This window comes from Fictibacillus sp. WQ 8-8 (assembly GCF_024494405.1).
Taxonomy (GTDB): domain Bacteria; phylum Bacillota; class Bacilli; order Bacillales; family Fictibacillaceae; genus Fictibacillus_C; species Fictibacillus_C marinisediminis.
Window position 1 is genome coordinate 238468 of the sequence record NZ_JAMXKG010000003.1, and the last position, 17698, is coordinate 256165.

The 17698-nt window shown below is 45.2% G+C and carries 19 protein-coding genes; 7 read left to right on the forward strand and 12 right to left on the reverse strand.

Annotation, left to right across the window (positions count from 1 at the left end):
- The first annotated feature begins 76 nt into the window (after positions 1 to 76).
- Complete coding sequence (coaA, locus tag M1K46_RS06510) at positions 77 to 1039, forward strand: type I pantothenate kinase (RefSeq protein WP_091006140.1); 963 nt, start codon at positions 77 to 79, stop codon at positions 1037 to 1039.
- 233 nt (positions 1040 to 1272) lie between these two features.
- Complete coding sequence (locus M1K46_RS06515; RefSeq protein ID WP_256225419.1) at positions 1273 to 2061, forward strand: alpha/beta fold hydrolase; 789 nt, start codon at positions 1273 to 1275, stop codon at positions 2059 to 2061.
- 39 nt (positions 2062 to 2100) lie between these two features.
- Here the strand turns inward: M1K46_RS06515 and cspD are convergent, their stop codons facing one another.
- Positions 2101 to 2298 carry a cold-shock protein CspD gene (gene cspD, locus M1K46_RS06520; protein WP_053354963.1) on the reverse strand — a complete coding sequence of 66 codons (198 nt, stop codon included), beginning with the start codon at positions 2296 to 2298 and terminating at the stop codon, positions 2101 to 2103.
- A 221-nt stretch (positions 2299 to 2519) separates the two neighbouring features.
- Between cspD and M1K46_RS06525 the strand changes: the two genes are divergently transcribed.
- Positions 2520 to 2834: a LapA family protein gene (locus M1K46_RS06525; RefSeq protein WP_256225421.1), complete on the forward strand. Its 315-nt coding sequence runs from the start codon at positions 2520 to 2522 to the stop codon at positions 2832 to 2834.
- A gap of 23 nt (positions 2835 to 2857) precedes the next feature.
- Here M1K46_RS06525 and M1K46_RS06530 read toward each other — a convergent pair whose 3' ends face one another.
- Both M1K46_RS06530 and M1K46_RS06535 read right to left on the reverse strand, forming a co-directional pair.
- The gene (locus M1K46_RS06530) at positions 2858 to 3835 is read right to left on the reverse strand and encodes an aldo/keto reductase (RefSeq protein WP_256225422.1); all 978 of its coding nucleotides are present in this window, start codon (positions 3833 to 3835) and stop codon (positions 2858 to 2860) included.
- Positions 3836 to 3996: 161 nt separating this feature from the next.
- Positions 3997 to 4350 carry a DUF2512 family protein gene (locus M1K46_RS06535; protein ID WP_256225423.1) on the reverse strand — a complete coding sequence of 118 codons (354 nt, stop codon included), beginning with the start codon at positions 4348 to 4350 and terminating at the stop codon, positions 3997 to 3999.
- A 94-nt stretch (positions 4351 to 4444) separates the two neighbouring features.
- Here M1K46_RS06535 and M1K46_RS06540 point away from each other — a divergent pair, with 94 nt between their 5' ends.
- Complete coding sequence (locus tag M1K46_RS06540) at positions 4445 to 5056, forward strand: LysE/ArgO family amino acid transporter (RefSeq protein WP_256225424.1); 612 nt, start codon at positions 4445 to 4447, stop codon at positions 5054 to 5056.
- On the opposite strand, the gene M1K46_RS06545 is transcribed toward M1K46_RS06540, so the two are convergent.
- Positions 5051 to 5260, reverse strand: coding sequence for a hypothetical protein (locus M1K46_RS06545; protein WP_053354958.1), 210 nt, complete (start codon positions 5258 to 5260; stop codon positions 5051 to 5053). The genes M1K46_RS06540 and M1K46_RS06545 overlap by 6 nt on opposite strands.
- 129 nt (positions 5261 to 5389) lie before the next feature.
- Here M1K46_RS06545 and M1K46_RS06550 point away from each other — a divergent pair, with 129 nt between their 5' ends.
- Complete coding sequence (locus M1K46_RS06550; RefSeq protein WP_256225425.1) at positions 5390 to 5632, forward strand: hypothetical protein; 243 nt, start codon at positions 5390 to 5392, stop codon at positions 5630 to 5632.
- 94 nt (positions 5633 to 5726) lie between these two features.
- On the opposite strand, the gene ade is transcribed toward M1K46_RS06550, so the two are convergent.
- The 8 genes from ade to M1K46_RS06590 form a co-directional block, all read right to left on the reverse strand.
- Entirely contained in the window at positions 5727 to 7478 is a 1752-nt protein-coding gene (gene ade / locus M1K46_RS06555; protein WP_256225426.1) for an adenine deaminase, read from the reverse strand.
- Positions 7479 to 7562: 84 nt separating this feature from the next.
- Positions 7563 to 8912, reverse strand: a complete 1350-nt coding sequence (locus M1K46_RS06560) for an NCS2 family permease (protein WP_256225427.1) — start codon at positions 8910 to 8912, stop codon at positions 7563 to 7565.
- 164 nt (positions 8913 to 9076) lie between these two features.
- Positions 9077 to 9394, reverse strand: coding sequence for an XdhC family protein (locus M1K46_RS06565; RefSeq protein WP_256225428.1), 318 nt, complete (start codon positions 9392 to 9394; stop codon positions 9077 to 9079).
- Positions 9381 to 10205: an XdhC family protein gene (locus M1K46_RS06570; RefSeq protein WP_256225429.1), complete on the reverse strand. Its 825-nt coding sequence runs from the start codon at positions 10203 to 10205 to the stop codon at positions 9381 to 9383. The genes M1K46_RS06565 and M1K46_RS06570 overlap by 14 nt, the downstream gene beginning before the upstream one ends.
- A complete protein-coding gene (locus tag M1K46_RS06575; protein WP_256225430.1) occupies positions 10198 to 12513 on the reverse strand; it encodes a xanthine dehydrogenase family protein molybdopterin-binding subunit in 2316 nt (771 codons plus the stop codon). Before M1K46_RS06575 ends, M1K46_RS06570 begins: the two co-directional genes overlap by 8 nt.
- The gene (locus M1K46_RS06580; RefSeq protein ID WP_256225431.1) at positions 12494 to 13387 is read right to left on the reverse strand and encodes an FAD binding domain-containing protein; all 894 of its coding nucleotides are present in this window, start codon (positions 13385 to 13387) and stop codon (positions 12494 to 12496) included. Before M1K46_RS06580 ends, M1K46_RS06575 begins: the two co-directional genes overlap by 20 nt.
- Entirely contained in the window at positions 13387 to 13992 is a 606-nt protein-coding gene (locus tag M1K46_RS06585) for a nucleotidyltransferase family protein (RefSeq protein ID WP_256225433.1), read from the reverse strand. Before M1K46_RS06585 ends, M1K46_RS06580 begins: the two co-directional genes overlap by 1 nt.
- Entirely contained in the window at positions 13982 to 14464 is a 483-nt protein-coding gene (locus M1K46_RS06590) for a (2Fe-2S)-binding protein (RefSeq protein ID WP_053354949.1), read from the reverse strand. Before M1K46_RS06590 ends, M1K46_RS06585 begins: the two co-directional genes overlap by 11 nt.
- Positions 14465 to 14796: 332 nt before the next feature.
- On the opposite strand from M1K46_RS06590, the gene M1K46_RS06595 reads away from it, so the two are divergent.
- Both M1K46_RS06595 and M1K46_RS06600 read left to right on the forward strand, forming a co-directional pair.
- Positions 14797 to 16125 (forward strand): nucleobase:cation symporter-2 family protein, encoded by a 1329-nt coding sequence (locus tag M1K46_RS06595; protein WP_256225434.1) that lies wholly within the window; start codon positions 14797 to 14799, stop codon positions 16123 to 16125.
- 84 nt (positions 16126 to 16209) lie between these two features.
- Entirely contained in the window at positions 16210 to 17691 is a 1482-nt protein-coding gene (locus tag M1K46_RS06600; RefSeq protein WP_256225435.1) for a dihydroorotase, read from the forward strand.
- Positions 17692 to 17698 lie beyond the last annotated feature (7 nt).

The following is a 17698-nucleotide window of genomic DNA, read 5'->3' on the forward strand; positions in this document are numbered from 1 at the left end:
CTTTTAAACGTATGAGTATCCTGTGACCGTTTATATAGAATATTAAGCATAGTGATCCAAAAAGGAGATGCCAGCAATGAGCCAGATGATGTTAGAGAATGAGTCGTTCTCGCCCTATCTTTCTTTTTCAAGAAACGAGTGGGCGAGCCTGTATTCGGCCGATATACAGCCGTTAACGGAGTGGGAGATATCGGAGCTTCAGGGAATCAACGAAAACGTTTCTCTAGATGAGGTGTCCTCCATCTATTTGCCGCTTTGCCGGCTGCTGAACCTGTATGTCACATCCTCACAGCAGCTGCATCAGCAGTCCAATGCTTTTTTGAGAAAACAAATAAAAAAGCCGCCATTCATTATAGGGATTGCGGGGAGCGTAGCCGTCGGAAAAAGCACGACATCAAGAATCATTCAGGCGCTTCTTTCAAGGTGGCCGAATACACCGAAAGTTGAGCTCGTAACGACGGATGGCTTTTTATTTCCGAATGCTGTCCTGGAGCAACGGGGGCTTATGGGGCGAAAGGGATTTCCGGAGAGCTACGATCTAAAAGGTCTGATTCATTTTTTATCCGAACTAAAATCAGGCAAGCGAGACGTTGAGGCTCCAATTTATTCCCACTTGGAATATGATATTTTGCCTGACCGGGTACAGACGATATCAGAGCCTGATATTGTTATTGTGGAGGGAATAAACGTCCTGCAGGTTCCAAAACAAAAACGGAATAAGCAAACACCGCAGATTTTTGTCTCTGACTTTTTTGATTTTTCCCTTTATGTTGATGCGGACGAAGAAGAGATCAAGAAATGGTATGTTGAGCGATTTAAAATTCTAAGAAACACAGCATTCCAAAGCCCGGTCTCGTATTTCCATCGATATGCTGATTTAAAAGATGATGATGCCATCCAGTTCGCGTTGAATATTTGGAACACCATCAATGGATTAAACTTGCGTGAAAACATTCTTCCTACGAAGTACAGGGCTCATCTGATTTTAGAAAAAGGAAAAAATCATTCGGTTTCCGGCATTAAAATGCGGAAGATGTAATGGATGAACGAAAAAAGACCTAAATAAAGGGTCTTTTTTTGTTATCTTGAATTTCTCCGAATAAAAGAAAGCGGCAGTGAACAAAAAGCTTAAAAACCCTGATGAAATTTAACGCATGGTGAAAAACCATGCGTTTTTTTATTAGGCAAAAGATCAAGATCATGGTTCCTCTAGTTTGAAAGCTTGAATAATAGGTAAAAGATAAGAGTACATACAGAAGGAGTGGAGTAGCCTTGAAATTAAAAACAGCAAACCTCAGATCTGTAAAAATGTCTTATATCGATGAGGGTAAAGGAGATCCAATGGTGTTGCTTCATGGTTTTTGCGGCACCCATCAGTATTGGGAGGAAGTCATTCCTGAGCTGGCAAGGGATTATAGAGTGATCGCTCCCGATTTGCGAGGTCATGGGAAATCATCGATAAGTGAATCAGCGTGCGCAGTAGAAGATCTTTCCGAAGATATTAAAGATTTACTCCAGCATCTAGGACTAGAAAAGGTAACGATGTTTGGCCATTCTTTAGGAGGTTATATCACATTAGCTTTTGCAGACCATCAAAGTAACAGGCTGAACGGTTTTTCACTTATTCATTCAACTGCTTTTCCTGATGATGAAGCAGGCAGGAAGGGGAGAGACGAGAAGATTGCCCAGATTAAAGAAGATGGCATGGTTGGGGTCATCGATCAGCTCGTTCCGAAACTTTTCGCTGCTGGAACTCAACAGAAAAGCAGAATAAACAGAGCGAAGGATATTGGCTATGATACTCCTGCCGAAGGAGCCATTTGTGCACTGGTTGCGATGAAGAACCGGCCCAACCGGAATGATGTCATTCAATCAGCAAAAATGCCGGTTCTCCTTGTGGCAGGCGACAGTGATCAAGTTATTCCTTCTGAAAAAACCTTTTCAGTTTCCGGTGAGATGATTACACAGATCCTTTTAAAGGAAACTGGCCATATGGGAATGTACGAATCTCCACATGAGCTTATTAAAGAAATAAAATCTTTTATGAAAAAAGTAAAATAAAAAAAGACTCCTGAAATCAGGAGTCTTTTATAGTCACACTTACTTTTGAACGTTAGCAGCTTGAGGTCCGCGAGCACCTTCAGTGATTTCAAAAGTTACATCTTGACCTTCTTCAAGAGATTTGAAACCGTCGCCTTGAATAGCAGAGAAGTGTACGAATACATCGTCTTGGCCTTCAACTTCGATGAAGCCGAAACCTTTTTCTGCGTTAAACCATTTAACTTTACCTTGTAACATATGATGTTCCTCCTGTGTGGATAATCCCACGATTTATTACTATTCCTGCTCAAATATCATTCAAGACGCAAACCGCTGCGAAGAAGTCATGTACCGAACAAAAATAACTGTTATAACTGTAACATGGTTTAAGCTTTTTATCAAGCAAGTTAAGGATTTATTCACTTTTTTATTTAAAATATAAGGAAATGGGGAATAGGAGTGCTAAGGAGGCTGAGATCATGAAGGCACAAGGATATTTGATATTCGGTTTACTTTTTGCCCTGTTGATCGCCGTTTTTGCCGTAGTAAATGGCAACGATGTAGCATTTAATTATATTTTTGGAACGGTGAAATGGCCGCTTGTCCTTATTATTTTAGGATCGGCTGCCGTTGGCGGATTGACCGTCGGCTTTTTTGGCATCTTAAAGGTGGTTCAGTTGAGAAATAAGGTGAGACGTCTTGAACATGATCTGAAAAAGCATGAAACCATGCAAAGAGAAGTAGTTTTGGATAAAGAGAGAGGCGTAGAAGAACGAAGCCAGACTCCAGGTTAATCCTGAGTCTGGCCGTTCTCTTTTTATGGAAGTTTATTTCCTCTGGAAGAAACATAAAGCTCATACCATTCTTCGCGTGTCATCATTTCGGACTGTCGGACAGCATCTACAGCATCTTTAATGCGCTGAACGTTGGTCGTACCAATAACTGGCTGAATTTTCGCCGGGTGCCTCATGAGCCAGCCAAGGACAATTGCTTCAAGCGTGGTTCCTTTTTCAGCGGCCATTTTTGCTACTAATTCTTTGGTCTTCGCTTCTGCTTCAGACAATTCCAAAGAGCTGTTCCCTGAAAAAATTCCTTGAGCTAGAGGAGACCAAGCTTGAATCTGAATATCTTCCCGCATGCAATGTTCAATCAAACCGTCAGCAAAATGGACAGACGTTCCAGCCTGTTGGTTAACATGTACGCCTTGATCGACAAAATCAAGCTTATTTAAACTCATCTCCAATTGGTTAACGATCAAGCGCTCGTCTGAATAGGCTTCAAGAAGCTGGATTTGCGCTTTGTTCATATTGGAAACACCGAAATGGCGGACTTTCCCGGATGATTTTAACTGCTGAAAGGCTTCTGCTATCTCTTCAGGCTCCATGAGAGGATCAGGGCGGTGAAGAAGGAGAATGTCCAAATGGTCAATCGTAAGCCTTTGCAAAATTTCATCAACTGAACCCAAAATGTGTTCTTTAGAAAAATCATAACGGCCAGGACCGATATCATCAGCAAAGCGGATGCCGCATTTACTTTGAATGATCATTTTGTCGCGTAAGTCTGGATTTCCCTTTAACACATGCCCAAATGCTTTTTCAGCTTTACCCATCGTATAGATGTTGGCATGATCAAACATCGTGATCCCCGAAGAAAGTGCGGCATCAATTGCTTTTTCGGTTTTTAAGATTTCTTCTTCGGAGATGGGGCTGCGGTCCCAATTACCGCCAAAGCCCATACACCCTAATGCTAGACGGCTAGATGTGATTTCTCGTTTTGCTAAAGGCATCGTACGCATCGAATAACCTCTTTCTTTTTTAGAATAATAAACTAATCACCGTAATTGTAGGCAAGCCGGGGAAAAACTGCAACTTTTATGAACCTTCTGGAGAAGGGAGTTTTTTGTCTCTGCGGCATAAAAAAACTGCCGAAGATTACGGCAGTTTTTTTAGTCAGGCCTCAATTATAAGAATGCCTCATGTGATCAGCCACGATTTGTCTGTGAATGAGCAGTTCGACCAATGTAAAAGTGAGGGCGATTAAAAAAGTTCCCCATAATGTTACATAAGCACCGGACATTAATGAACTAATCGCGTAAACCAAAATGTAAGAAACGATGAAGTCAGCTGCAAAAACAGACCAAAAGGACAGGCGGGGCAGAAATACATATTCCATTAAAACAGCAATCGGCGCAAGGATGATTGTAATGATGAAGAAGGGAAGCGGTCTGTTAAAGGTAACACTCTCAAACCAAAACGTGCACAGAAGAAGAATCAGCGGTATGCTGATGATCTTCAGCAATAAACTTTGCATAAAAAAACCTCCTTTTCATTCCATTATTTTCTGCGATAGGTAAGAAATTATGCCATAATTTTAGAGAGAGAAATTGTTGGAATGGGGGAAAAGGATGCAGCCGATCATACATGGATTTCTGCTGGCGTTAGGATTGATACTTCCTTTAGGAGTTCAAAATGTGTTTGTTTTTAATCAGGGTGCCAACCAAAAGCAGTTTAAAAAAGCTTTGCCTGTTATCATAACGGCTTCTATCTGTGATACAGTCCTCATCCTGCTGGCTGTTTTTGGTGTTTCATTGCTGATCTTAAGTTTTTCTTGGCTTAAAATGATTCTATTTGTGGGAGGATTTTTTTTCTTGCTGTTCATGGGCTGGTCCGTTTGGAGAGGTAAGCCATCAAAAAGCAGTGAAGCAGCGCCCCTTCCCATGAAGAAACAAGTGACCTTTGCGGCGTCGGTATCTCTATTAAATCCGCATGCTCTGTTGGATACAGCAGGCGTAATCGGGACAAGCTCAATCGTGTATAGCGGAGCAGAGAAATTGGGTTTTACAATAGCGTGTATATCCGTTTCCTGGCTGTGGTTTATCGGTTTGGCTTTTGCAGGAAAGTGGATTGGAGAACGGGATGGAAACGGGAAGCGGCTTTTGTTCATAAACCGCTTGTCCGCTATCTTAATTTGGGGAGTTGCGTTATATATTGCTAAGGAGATTATCAAGCTGTTATAGATTATTGTTCTGTTGGCTAATTTCTCCTTCATCTAAATAAAGGTTGGCGCTTTCTAAATTTTTATGTTCGTCCACAGAATCTCCCGGGGCATAAGCGTCAGACCCCAGTGGATGTTTTGAATTCAATCCTGTAGCGATGCTAAACTCTTTTTCATCTGGTGCATTGGTTATTGCTTCATCTGTTTTTTGCTGTTTCTTTTTCATAAGGCCTCCTTAAAGTAAGACATTTATAGGGTACGCGGATAGATTATTCATTATTCGAAATGGAATAACATAAAAGTGAGACAAACAGGGTATAACTTAATTATCCTATTGAAGGAGGAGGTATTTGCCATGGAGTACTCTTTGTACAAAAAAGATGGAGCCTTTCCTTGTGATGTAACAATCGATGTAGATAACAACATATATACCGTTCGAGACAGTGATACAACAGGACAGGTTTTTCAAAGTGCACCGGAAGTGGCCTCCTGGATCCAACAAAACTGGGCGCCCGATCAATTTGAAAAGCCTGATGATTATTATGATTTAATGAATACTTTGCAATCGTCGCTGCAAGAGGATGAAGTGGAATATTAGAAAAAGCTAAAAGCTGGTTTTTAGGCGTAAGAATTCGGCCTGAAAACCAGCTTTTTTATTTATCGGAATTTAGACAGAATGTGAAAAGAAGGTGCTAATGTGAATCTTTTCGTTCAATAGGAATGTGCTGAAATGTTATCACATCGAACAATCCAATATCAGTAAGCTTTAGTTCAGGTATAACGGGAAGAGCCAGAAAGGATAACGTCAAAAAAGGGTTATAATCATGTGCAAATCCAATCTGCTTTAATGCTGTATTGATTTCGAGCAGCTTATGATAGACATCCGTATGGCTCTTGTCTGACATGAGGCCGGCGATCGGAAGCGGGAGGGAAGCAAGTACTTCACCATTCTCGATGACAGCCAGGCCGCCCTTCATTTCAACCATAATCTCAATTGCTTTTAATAGGTCGCTGTCATTTGTCCCAGCAGCAACAATGTTGTGAGAATCATGGGCAACAGTGGATACGATGGCTCCTGATGTTATTCCAAGGCCTTTAAGAATTCCGCATCCAATGTTTCCAGTCAAGTGGTGGCGTTCAGCAACAACCAGTTTTAGCTGGTCTCTGTTCACATCAATTACGAAGCTGCCGTCAGAAGTACTGACTTTTTCTTTCAGATGTTTCGTTACAATACTGTTTGGAATAATTTTAATGATGTTTGCAGTCCCATTGTTTTTCATAGGAATGGCCAGTGAGTTGCTGGAGACCGGGTGAAGTTGAACGCTGTTAGTAATGGCAGGTGAGGCGGCTGCGGCCATTTTTTTATAGGGAAGCATTCTGCCCTCTGCAGCCACTTTCTTTCCGCTTTTATAAACCTCTTGAATTTTAAAGCTTGTAAGATCAGATAAAAGGATAAGGTCCGCATCATATCCGGGAGCGACGGCCCCTTTTTGTTTTAGGCCAAAGCATTCGGCTGCATTAAGACTGGCCATCTGAATGGCAAGTAAAGGGTCAAATCCTTTTTCAATTGTCAGTCTGATATTATGGTCAATGCTGCCGTTTTCGATTAGATCATCCAGATGCTTGTCATCCGTTACAAACAAACATCTGCGGGCGTTCCGCTCAGTCACTGCGTCAAGAAGAATGGTAAGATCCCTCGCAGCCGAGCCTTCCCTGAGCATGACATACATGCCTCTCATCAGCCTGTCATTTGCTTCCTGGGGTGTCACACATTCATGGTCGGTTCGAATTCCAGCTGCCATATATACATTGATTCCATCTGCAGGGACACCGGAAGCATGTCCGTCAATGTGCTTATGATGGAACGACGCATCTGACAATTTTTTTACCATGTCATTTTCACCTTGAAAAACAGCAGGATAGTTCATGACCTCACCTAAACCGATCACACGTGGATGAGCGTAGAAGGGTGCAAGATCGGACGCGTTCAGTTCTGCTCCAGCATGTTCAAATGGTGTAGCCGGCACACAGGAAGGAAGTGCAATATATACATCGAGGGGGAGATGCTCTGATGCATTCATCATATAGTCGATGCCTTCTTTTCCGCTCACATTGGCAATTTCATGAGGGTCGGCAATGACTGTGGTTACGCCGTGAGGAACGACAACACTGGCAAATTCCTGCGGAGTAACCATGGATGATTCAATATGTACATGGCCGTCGATCAGCCCCGGGGATATGTATGCGCCAGCTGCATCGATTTGCTCTTTGCCTTCATAACTACCGATTCCAGCAATCTTTCCATCCTTTATCGCGACATCCGCTTCCACGATTGTAAGGCTGAACACATCAATAATTTTGCCGTTTTTGATGACCAGGTCGGCAGGGACTCGTTTAGAAGAGGCGGCCAGTCGTGCAGAAAGCGATTTTTGATTCAAATCCATTATTTGAGCCCCTTTCGATCTGCTTGTTTTTGAGAATAGGCCGGGAAATCTGTTTAATCCCGGCCCGTTTCTAAGCATTCTTCTTTAATGGCTTCCCCAAATAAAGTTGATAATAAACGCAATACTGATCAAGTACATCATCCAATGCAATTCCTTATGCTTGCCGGTCGTTAGTTTTAAGATGGTGTATGAGATAAAGCCGAAAGCCAGCCCCTGGGCGATACTGAAGGTTAAAGGCATGAGAATTATGATAAGAAAAGCAGGTATTACATCGGTATAATCATTAAAGCTGATTGCTTTGATTTCACTGAGCATCAGGGCACCGACCAGAATTAAGATTGGTGCTGTGGCTACTGATGGGACAAAAGCAATCAAAGGGGCAAAAAGGAGCGTCAAAAAGAACAGAATTCCGGCAGTTAAAGCTGTAAGCCCGGTACGCCCGCCTTCTGAAATACCCGTGGCGTTTTCAACATAGGCATTCATGACTGTACCGCCCATGGCTGCACTGGCCATCGTACCAATGGCATCTGCCTGAAGGGCACGGTCCAGGTTTTCTATTTTTCCGTTTTCATCTGCCAGACCGGCTTTGCTGGAAAGGCCGATTAATGTTGCGAGGTTATCGAACAGTTCAACAATGGTAAAAGAAAATAAAATCGATAGGATGCCATAAGCGAATGCACCTTTCAGATCCATCGCCAGGAAGGTATCAGAAAGGCTCGGAAGGGAAAAGGAGGCTACATCTTTAGCGGCATGCGGATAGTCAATAAAGCCTGTAATCATGGCGACAACGGTCGTAAGCAAAATACTGATCAGCAAAGCACCCTTCTTTTTCTTCGCCATTAAAAAAGATGCCGCAAGAAGTCCGAACAGTGCGAGCAGCGGGCCTGTTTCAGTAATCTTGCCCAAGCTCACAAAGGTGTCTTTATTGGAAACTACGATACCAGAGTTTTTCAGTCCGATAAAGGCAATGAACAATCCGATTCCGACACTTATCGATGATTTTAATAGAGCAGGAACTCCGTCAACAATTTTCTGCCGGACACCGGTGATCGTTAACAGGAAAAACACCATTCCGGAAATGAACACGGCACCAAGGGCTGTCTGCCAGGTTAAACCGGCACCGAGCACGACCGTATACGTGAAAAATGCATTCAATCCCATGCCTGGTGCTACAGCTACCGGAAAGTTTGCCCAAAGAGCCATTAACAGCGTACAGAAAACACTGCCGTAAATGGTGGCTGCGAGAGCGGCTTCTTTCGGAATTCCGGCGTCGGCCAAAATGGAGGGATTGACAAAAATAATGTAGCTCATGGTAAGGAAGGTCGTAATTCCTGCGAGGATTTCAGTCTTTGTGTTCGTTTTTCTTTCAGTTAACTTAAAAAATCTGTCCAGAGAAGAGCTTTTGCCTGATGCGCTTTTTCCTGCCGCTGACATGGAAAACACCCCTTTTCTTCATTTGAGGATCCATAGACCAATCAATTAACCGGAAAAAAGGGAACGTTCATTTCTAAGATGAAAGTAGAAACGCTGCACATGGGGTGAGACAGGTTAATTTGTACATCCTATGAACAAAAAAACAGGAATATTCTCCTGTTCTTTTAAAGCAGCGGTTCAATGAATACATCCATGATTCCTCCGCAGATGCCTCCATCCTCGAAAAGAAGTCCGCTTGTTAAATCTACCTCATGGATGACAGGAAGGCCTGTGTTGATCACTTCCAGTGCTTTTTCGATCACTTCGCCTTCTCCGCATCCTCCGCCGACTGTACCCAAAATGGCACCTGTTTGATAGACAATCATTTTGGATCCGGCCTTTCTGGGGGTCGAGCCTCTTGTACGGACGATGGTTGCTAATGCCGCAGTATTGCCGATGTTAAAGATGTTTTGTATGGTGTGAATAAATTCATTTTCTTTCATCTTTTTTGCCCTTTCTAAAACCTGTTTTTGCCAGTTCACGGATTGTAGAGCTGAGTGGAGCACCGGTTTTTCCTTTTTTCACGGCAAGGATCTCTGCAAAAATACTGACTGCGATCTCTGCCGGTGTCTCAGCTCCAATATCCAGACCGACAGGTGTATATAGATTGGCAAAGGTTTCATTTGGAAAATCAGCACGAAGCTGTTCAAAGACTCCTGCGATTCTCCGTCTGCTTCCAATCATGCCAATATACGCTGGTTTTTCGTTTCTGGCTAGCAGCTGCTGCAGACTGAGTACATCGAATTGATGCCCTCTCGTCAGCAGGAGAATATAGGTGGAGTTATTGAGAGGAACAGACTTGAAATACGAATGAAAGGATTGGCAGCAAACGTTATCAGAAAATGGAAAACGTTCTTTACGGGCAAATTCTTGCCGATCATCAATGACTGACGTATAGAAACCTAGCATCTTGCCCATTTGTGCAACGGGCTCTGCGACATGTCCAGCACCGCCTATGATTAAATGCGGTGGCGGGGCAAATGCTTCATGAAACACCTTGACGGTTTCATCATGACTCTCAAATGTTACGGATCGCGTATGTTGTTTGAGGAAAAAGGGGAAGCAGATCTCAGCGAGCTGAAAGGCGAGTTTCATGTCAAGACCTGCTTCAGGATAGATTTCATCCAGTGAAAAGAAAAGCATGCGCTTACCGATCATTTCGGCTCGGCCAGCAGCAGTAATTGTTAGAAGAGAGACACGTCTTTTCTGTGTGATGGCTGTTGAGAGTTTCTCGTACAGTTCCAATTTATTCATTTCTTATTTCCCGCAGAGTTGTGGTTTGTTTCTCTTTAAGTGCTGTAAAAATTCGTTCGGGAGTAGCGGGGAGATGCTGAATCCGGATTCCGGCAGCATCATGGATTGCGTTTGTAATGGCCGCAATAATCGGAATCATCACCACTTCACCGATTCCTTTCGCTCCAAAAGGTCCGGTTTCTTCTGCACTATCGACTGGAATTGTTTCAATGAACGGTGTTTCCCGGATCGTAGGAAGGATGTAATTCGTGAAATTCGTGGTCTTGTGATACCCCGCTTCCATGAGAACGTCTTCATACAAGGTATAGCCGATTCCCATAACGGCTCCGCCTTCTGCCTGTCCCTCAAGCCCCTGAGGATTCAGAACTTTGCCGGCATCGGGAATAGAAACAACCCGGAGCACGTCTGTTTCTCCCGTCAAGGTATCCACTTCCACAAGAACGACGTGCGTTAAATAGCCATACAGATGGTGAGGTGCTCCGCCCGAGCCTTTGATCTCTTCCTTTTCTTTTGGAAGCATATAATGACCTTCCACTTTTACAGACCGGTGTTTTTCATAGAGATAATGGTATATGTCCCCGTAGGAAACAATGTGCTCATTGTCCTCTTCCAAAACATACATTTCGTTTTCGCCGATCAGCACATTTTCAGGCAAGACATTTTTAAGCTCTGCTGCGGCTTCTGTTAAAAGACGGATCATATTGGGAACGGCTGCGGCAATCGCTTTACCGCCAGTGTAGGTAGAACGGGATGCGGTCACCGTTCCGCTGTCGATGGTTTCTGCGGTGTCTCCCTGGACGACTGAGATGTTTTTAATGTCACAAGTTAAAAGCTCTGCTGCAACCTGGGCATAGACGGTGCTGTTTCCTCCTCCAATATCCTCGCATCCGACCCCGACTTTAAAGGTTCCATCAGGCATTAGCTCGATGGTAGCCGCTCCATAATCTGGGAGGCCGATTCCCATGCCGACTGCATGAAAGGAGGTGGCTATTCCGATTCCGCGTTTTTTCCAAGGTTCGGTGATGTTCTGTTTATGGACATTACGATTCTTCCAGAGCTCGCAATTTTCCGCAGTCTCCAGTGTTTGGAGTGTACCGACGCTTGTTTTCAGTACATGCCCCATACTCGATGTATCGCCTTTTTGATAGACGTTCTTTTTACGAAGTTCAATGGGATCAAGATCGAGCTTCTCAGCAAGCATGTCCATGTGTGTTTCGATGGCTGCACATACTTGATTGACCCCAAAGCCTCTGAACGCCCCTGAAATGCCATTATTGGTATAAACACAAAATCCTTCGAGATCAACATTGGGAACCTTATAAGGGCCGCAGCAATGTTCAATGGCCAGCGCGATGACCGCACCGCCCAATGAAGCATATGCCCCCGTGTCGGCTACCGCACGAACCTGGTTGGCAATAACCGTCCCGTCACTTTTGGCGGCGGTCTTCATCTGAACTTTAAAGGGATGGCGTTTAATGCCTGCAATGACGGATTCTTCCCGGTTTAAATGTATTTTTACCGGGCGTCCTCCCGTATGAAGCGCAAGGAGGGCCAAATAGATCTGAACCGTAATCTCGTCTTTTCCTCCAAACGCGCCGCCGATCGGATTAGAGACCACACGAATTCTTGCCGGGTTCAGTGCCAGTGCGCGGGCAATCTGAAGACGATCCCTATAGGCGTATTGCCCCGGACAGCGGATCGTGAGCATCCCGTCCGGCTCCACCACACCCCAGCCGCCTTCTGTTTCAATAAAGGCATGCATCTGGCGCGGGGAATAGAAGGTGTTTTCAAGAATAATATCTGCTTCTGCAAAGGCCTTTTCTGTGTCTCCGTTTTTTATCGTTACGTGGCTATGGATATTCCCGCTTTCGTGGAGCAAGGGCGCGCTGTCTGTCATCGCAAACTCAGCATCGGTAATAGGGGAGAGGGGTTCGTAATCAACATGGATCCGCGAAACGGCGTGTTCAGCAATCTCCAGAGTTTCCGCCGCGACGAGCGCGATGGCATCCCCTGTACACCGGACCACGTCGCTTGCGAGGACGGGCTGGTCAGGAACGACGATGCCAAAACCGTTAAATCCGGGAATATCTTTATGCGTTAAGACCGCAATAACGCCTGGCAATTCTTTGGCTTTTGAAATATCGATCTGTTTGATGCGTGCGTAAGGAAAAGATGAGCGGAGTACTTTTCCCCAGACCATATTCTCAAAATGATAATCCGTCATATACTTCAGTTCGCCTGTCACCTTTTCAGGGCCGTCTATCCTGGGAATCCGCTTTCCCACGTACTTATAATGACTGTTTTCCATCTTCTGCCCACCTTTTCATTAAACGATATAGTCCGCGTTCGAGAAGTGCGCTAGCCATATCTCTGCGATAAGAAGCGGAGGCGCGGATGTCAGAGATCGGCATGACTTCCTTCCAAGCCACTTTGCCAATGTTGGCGATCATTTCATTCGTCAGTGCACCGAGTGTCAGCATCGCCTCGCACTTTCTCGCCCGTATGGCTGTTGGGCCAACTGAACCGAAAGCTATACGGCCGCCAGTACACTGGTTTGTTCCTTCCTTCATGGAAAGCGTAACCGCAACATTGACAATCGAGATCGATTGAGCTTTCCGCGGACCGAGCTTTTGAAAGATACCGATGTCATTTTTATCTCGGACATTGAACGCAATTTTAGTGATGATTTCATTAGGATTAGCTGCGGTTTTTCCTGGACCGTTAAAGAAGTCCTCCACATCCATCTCTCGTTTTCCGGATAATGAAGTAAGCTCAATAACCGCTCCAAGAGCATATAAAGCAGGAATCGTATCACCCGCAGGGGAGGCTGTCGCAATATTTCCCCCGATGGTCCCCATGTTCTGCATCTGTGCTGCCCCGATTTCCTGACATGCCTGTACAAGAACATCGGCATGTGCCTGCAGGAGAGGGGAAGCGATGATTTCAGAATGAGTCGTCAGAGGTCCGATCTGAATCTCATCCTTCTGTATCGTAATAAAACGGAGTTCTTCAACATGTTTAAGGCTTACCCAGCAATCCGGACGCCACTTTCCTTCCTTCATGCGGACGACAGCGTCTGTTCCCCCGGCTAAAAGGCGAAGGTTTGCTTTTTCGTTCTCCAGGATATTAAGACATTCCTTTAAAGAGCGTGGTGACAGCATATTAATCTCTGAAACAAACATTACGAATCCTCCCAACAGGCTGCTTGGTAGTCGGCTTGCTCATTTATGTTTAAAAGAATACTTGGTTCATTGATTTCCACCGTGGCAATTTCGTTCTGACGGTTTCTGAGGAAATGGCGGAGTCCCTGTGTTTGTTCGCTGATGCAGCAAAGCTCTGGATAAAATTGCTCTGGTATAAGCAGGGGATGTCCGCGTTTTCCTTTAAAGGCAGGGATAATGATTGCGGCAGGCTGTTCACCGTGGAACTTGTACAGCTGCCTGATGACGTTCAGCAAGAGCGGCTGATCCACCGCAGCAATGACTACGCCTGTAGAAGAGGGGCTTATAGCTGCCATTCCTGCTTTGATGGACGAGCATTTCCCAGATTCGTAGGCTTTGTTTATGACTGTTTTTACGTTGTAAGAGCTGAGTTCCTTTGACAGCTCTGAAGCCTTATACCCCAGTATGACTGAAATGTCATCTATTCCGGCGTTTAACAATGTTTCGGTTTGGTAGCGAACGAGTGAGGTCTCTCTCCATGGAAGCAGAGCTTTTAATGTACCCATTCTGGATGAGCGGCCGGCAGCGAGCAGGATGGCCGAGACGGAAGGCATCCTAGAGTTCACGTGCTGAAAACTGCCGGGAGGCCGCTGTCTGGACTGCTTTAAGTATTTTTGTATAGCCTGTACACCTGCAAAGGTTACCGCCAAGTGCCCGTTTAATTTCATCGAGCCCAGGAACATGGCCGATAGAAGTTAAATAAGCTCGTGAAGCCACAATCAGTCCCGGTGTACAATACCCGCACTGGGTCGCCCCTTCATCAACAAACGCTTGCTGAACGAAATCCATGTTTTCTTTCGTTCCGATCCCTTCTACCGTGACCACCCGTTCTCCTTGAACTTGCCCTGCAAGCACTAAACATGAACAGACGGGTACATCATTCAGCAGAACCGTACAGGAACCGCATTCTCCTTTTCCACAGCATTCTTTGCTGCCTGTTAACCCCGCATCTTCCCGCAGCACATCGAGCAAAATCTTTGTCGGACTGCATGTTACCGAAACGTCCTTTCCATTTACGCAAAAATCAATGGTCTTCAAAGTTCATCCTCCCCATATAATTTATGGACAAATTGGCTTGTATAAATCTAGCGGTTGTATGTCTTAAAGAGTCAGTTTGTACAAATATAGTAGAGTTTCAAAAAAACATTCCTATTTTCATAGCTGCGGATGATTATGGGAGTTTGCAGGCTGCAGATGCATGGCGCTTTGATGAGTTTACTGTCCACATTTTCAGGTTTACGATCCGCTTCGAGGGATTTACTGTCCACTTCGAGAGATTTACATGCCGCTTCAAATATATTCCTGCACTTAAAGGAGGTGATGAAAGCAACCACGCAAGCTGCACAAAAAACATCAAGGAGGCAAGCAAAATGGCAGCACTTAAAAATTGGAAGGTTGGAGTACTCGGGTTACAGCATGTTCTGGCCATGTACGCAGGAGCGGTTATCGTACCGCTGATTGTAGGGCCGGCGATCGGTATGAACGCCCAGCAGCTGGCATATCTCATCTCCATTGATCTGTTTACTTGCGGAATTGCTACTCTTCTGCAGGTCATTGGAGGAAAGCACTTCGGCATCAAGCTTCCGGTCATTCTCGGCTGTACGTTCACGGCGGTAGCCCCAATGATCGCGATTGGAAAGCTGGAGGGAATAACCGCCATTTACGGTGCAATTATCGCTTCGGGGCTTGTCGTCATGGTGCTCTCTCAGTTTGTGGGAAAGATCCTGAAATTTTTTCCGCCGATCGTTACCGGCTCGGTCGTACTGATTATCGGGGTATCGCTCATACCGGTGGCGATGAATAATGCAGCCGGCGGGCTCGGTTCGAAAGGATTCGGCAGCCTTGAAAATTTATCGCTCGCCAGTTTTACGTTTGTGCTCATCATTCTGATCAACCGGTTCTCCAAAGGATATGTACGGGCCATTTCTGTTCTTTTATCGCTGATCGCCGGAACGGTACTTGCTTCTTTTATGGGGCTCGTAGATGTTACACCTGTTAAGGACGCTTCTTGGTTCCATCTTGTACAGCCGTTTTATTTTGGCATTCCGGAATTTCATTTTTCTGCCATCCTCACGATGAGCATCGTTGCGATTGTAAGCATGATTGAGTCTACTGGTGTCTTCCTTGCTTTGAGTGACATTTGCGATAGAGACCTTAAGCCGGAAGATATTAAAAAAGGCCTTCGTGCTGAAGGACTTGCGGTTATGATCGGAGGCGTTTTTAATTCCTTTCCGTATACGTCCTTCTCTCAAAATGTAGGTCTCGTGGCTTTAACCAAAGTAAAAACGAGAAATGTGGTCATGGCTGCAGGAGCGTTGCTGCTCATTCTCGGTCTTCTTCCAAAGATAGCGGCGCTGACGACAATCATTCCAACGGCTGTTCTGGGAGGTGCGATGGTTCCGATGTTTGGGATGGTCATTGCGTCTGGCGTAAAGATGCTCTCTCAGGCTGATTTTTCAAACAATGAAAATTTGCTGATCGTCGCCTGTTCCGTTGGAATCGGGCTTGGTACAGCGGTCGTTCCCATGGTGTTCAGCCAGCTGCCGGACAGTGTCAGGCTGCTCGTTGAAAACGGAATTGTAATCGGAAGTTTGACAGCAATTTTGCTCAATTTAGTATTTAATTTTAAGTCTATGAATATAAATGAGCAGGAAAGGATGGAGCAGCTGAAATCGGATGCTTCTGCAGAGGCTTTATAGCGGTATGCTCACGATCAGGGGCATGTCAAAAATGCCCCTTTTTCACTGGTTCTGTCCTGAAAACGTAAAAAGGGAGAGACGGAAATGGACTTGATTTTAAAAAATGCAATGATTCCACAAGGAGACCGTACAGTCATCACCAACATCCTCGTGCATGAAGGAAAGATAACAGGTTTTTGCAGTGATATTCATTTTTTAAATGCGGACAAGGTGATCGACATGGAAGGAAAGCTTGTCGTCCCTGGGTGTATTGATCCGCATACACATTTTATGGATCCAGGCTTTACACACCGCGAAACATTCGCTACTGGATCAAGATCGGCAGCAGCAGGCGGGCTGACAACGATCATTGACATGCCTTGCTGTTCCAAGCCTTCTGTTCGGGACGGTGAAAGTTTTCAGAAGAAAATTGCCCCGATACGGGGACAGGCTTATATCGATTATTGCTTCTGGGGCGGCATGACCGGAGAAGACGCGAGGAACGGATGGATTGATAATATTTATCCGCAGATGGACGAAGGGGTGGTGGCTTTCAAGGTTTACATGACGCCATCAGTACCAACGTTCCCGAAAGTATCGGATGGCGAGATGCTGGAGATCTTCCAAAAGGTTGCAAAAACCGGCATGCCGATTGGTGTTCATGCTGAAAACTACGATATTTGCACGTTTTATACCGAGAAGTTGAAGAAGGAGGGGCGCGAAGATGGTCCGGCTTGGGCTGAGGCACGGATGGCGCTCGCTGAAAAAGTGGCGATCGAGCTGATCATCAGCTATGCAGAAGCAACAGATGCACGGGTGCACGTCGTTCATATGAGTACGAAAGAAGGCGTAAAACTTGTCCGGGAAGCCAAAAAACGGGGAGTTAAAGTAACCGCTGAAACGTGTCCGCATTACTTGATGCTTAATGCCCAGGATTCCATGAGTGAGAGAGGGGCATTCGCTAAGATCGCTCCGCCGCTTCGAGGCAAAGAAGACAACCAGGCACACTGGCAGGCACTTGCAGATGGAACGATTGATTTTGTAGGGACCGATCACGCGCCATATGAGATTGCGACGGAAAAAGCAGCCGCAGACTCAACGATCTGGAACAGTTTCCCGGGCATTCCGGGAGTGGAAACGATGGTGCCTATTCTCGTCAGTGAAGGTTTGAACAAAGGACGCTTATCATTGTCCCGCTTTGTGGAAGTAACGAGTAAGAATGCAGCGATCCATTATGGCATCTATCCGAAAAAAGGTGCAATGGAAATCGGCAGTGATGCGGATTTTACGGTTATTGATCTTGATTGCGAGTGGGAGATCGATGAGAAGCGGACAGAATCCATGGCAAAATATAACCCGCTGCATGGCATCAAGCTTAAAGGCCGGCCGGTGCAGACGATTGTCAGAGGTAATATGGTCTATAACTATGAAGCCGGCGGGATTGTAGGTGAAGCCGGATATGGTGAGTACGTCAAACGGCAAAGCATCCAGCGCCTTGACCGGACTTTGAAGTATGAAAACTATGAAGGAGCGATTAAAACAGCAGCACCTAAATCCGGCCGTCAGCAGCTTGAAAAAAGCAAGTAAGAGAGGA

Bases quoted from the DNA above. Each gene is read 5' to 3' on its own strand.
- ade (WP_256225426.1), bottom strand. From the start codon at position 7,478: ATGGATTTGAATCAAAAATCGCTTTCTGCACGACTGGCCGCCTCTTCT.
- M1K46_RS06540 (WP_256225424.1), top strand. From the start codon at position 4,445: ATGCAGCCGATCATACATGGATTTCTGCTGGCGTTAGGATTGATACTT.
- M1K46_RS06575 (WP_256225430.1), bottom strand. From the start codon at position 12,513: ATGGAAAACAGTCATTATAAGTACGTGGGAAAGCGGATTCCCAGGATA.
- M1K46_RS06600 (WP_256225435.1), top strand. From the start codon at position 16,210: ATGGACTTGATTTTAAAAAATGCAATGATTCCACAAGGAGACCGTACA.
- M1K46_RS06545 (WP_053354958.1), bottom strand. From the start codon at position 5,260: ATGAAAAAGAAACAGCAAAAAACAGATGAAGCAATAACCAATGCACCA.
- M1K46_RS06560 (WP_256225427.1), bottom strand. From the start codon at position 8,912: ATGTCAGCGGCAGGAAAAAGCGCATCAGGCAAAAGCTCTTCTCTGGAC.
- M1K46_RS06565 (WP_256225428.1), bottom strand. From the start codon at position 9,394: ATGAAAGAAAATGAATTTATTCACACCATACAAAACATCTTTAACATC.
- M1K46_RS06550 (WP_256225425.1), top strand. From the start codon at position 5,390: ATGGAGTACTCTTTGTACAAAAAAGATGGAGCCTTTCCTTGTGATGTA.
- coaA (WP_091006140.1), top strand. From the start codon at position 77: ATGAGCCAGATGATGTTAGAGAATGAGTCGTTCTCGCCCTATCTTTCT.
- M1K46_RS06595 (WP_256225434.1), top strand. From the start codon at position 14,797: ATGGCAGCACTTAAAAATTGGAAGGTTGGAGTACTCGGGTTACAGCAT.
- M1K46_RS06580 (WP_256225431.1), bottom strand. From the start codon at position 13,387: ATGTTTGTTTCAGAGATTAATATGCTGTCACCACGCTCTTTAAAGGAA.
- cspD (WP_053354963.1), bottom strand. From the start codon at position 2,298: ATGTTACAAGGTAAAGTTAAATGGTTTAACGCAGAAAAAGGTTTCGGC.
- M1K46_RS06530 (WP_256225422.1), bottom strand. From the start codon at position 3,835: ATGCGTACGATGCCTTTAGCAAAACGAGAAATCACATCTAGCCGTCTA.
- M1K46_RS06570 (WP_256225429.1), bottom strand. From the start codon at position 10,205: ATGAATAAATTGGAACTGTACGAGAAACTCTCAACAGCCATCACACAG.
- M1K46_RS06525 (WP_256225421.1), top strand. From the start codon at position 2,520: ATGAAGGCACAAGGATATTTGATATTCGGTTTACTTTTTGCCCTGTTG.
- M1K46_RS06535 (WP_256225423.1), bottom strand. From the start codon at position 4,350: ATGCAAAGTTTATTGCTGAAGATCATCAGCATACCGCTGATTCTTCTT.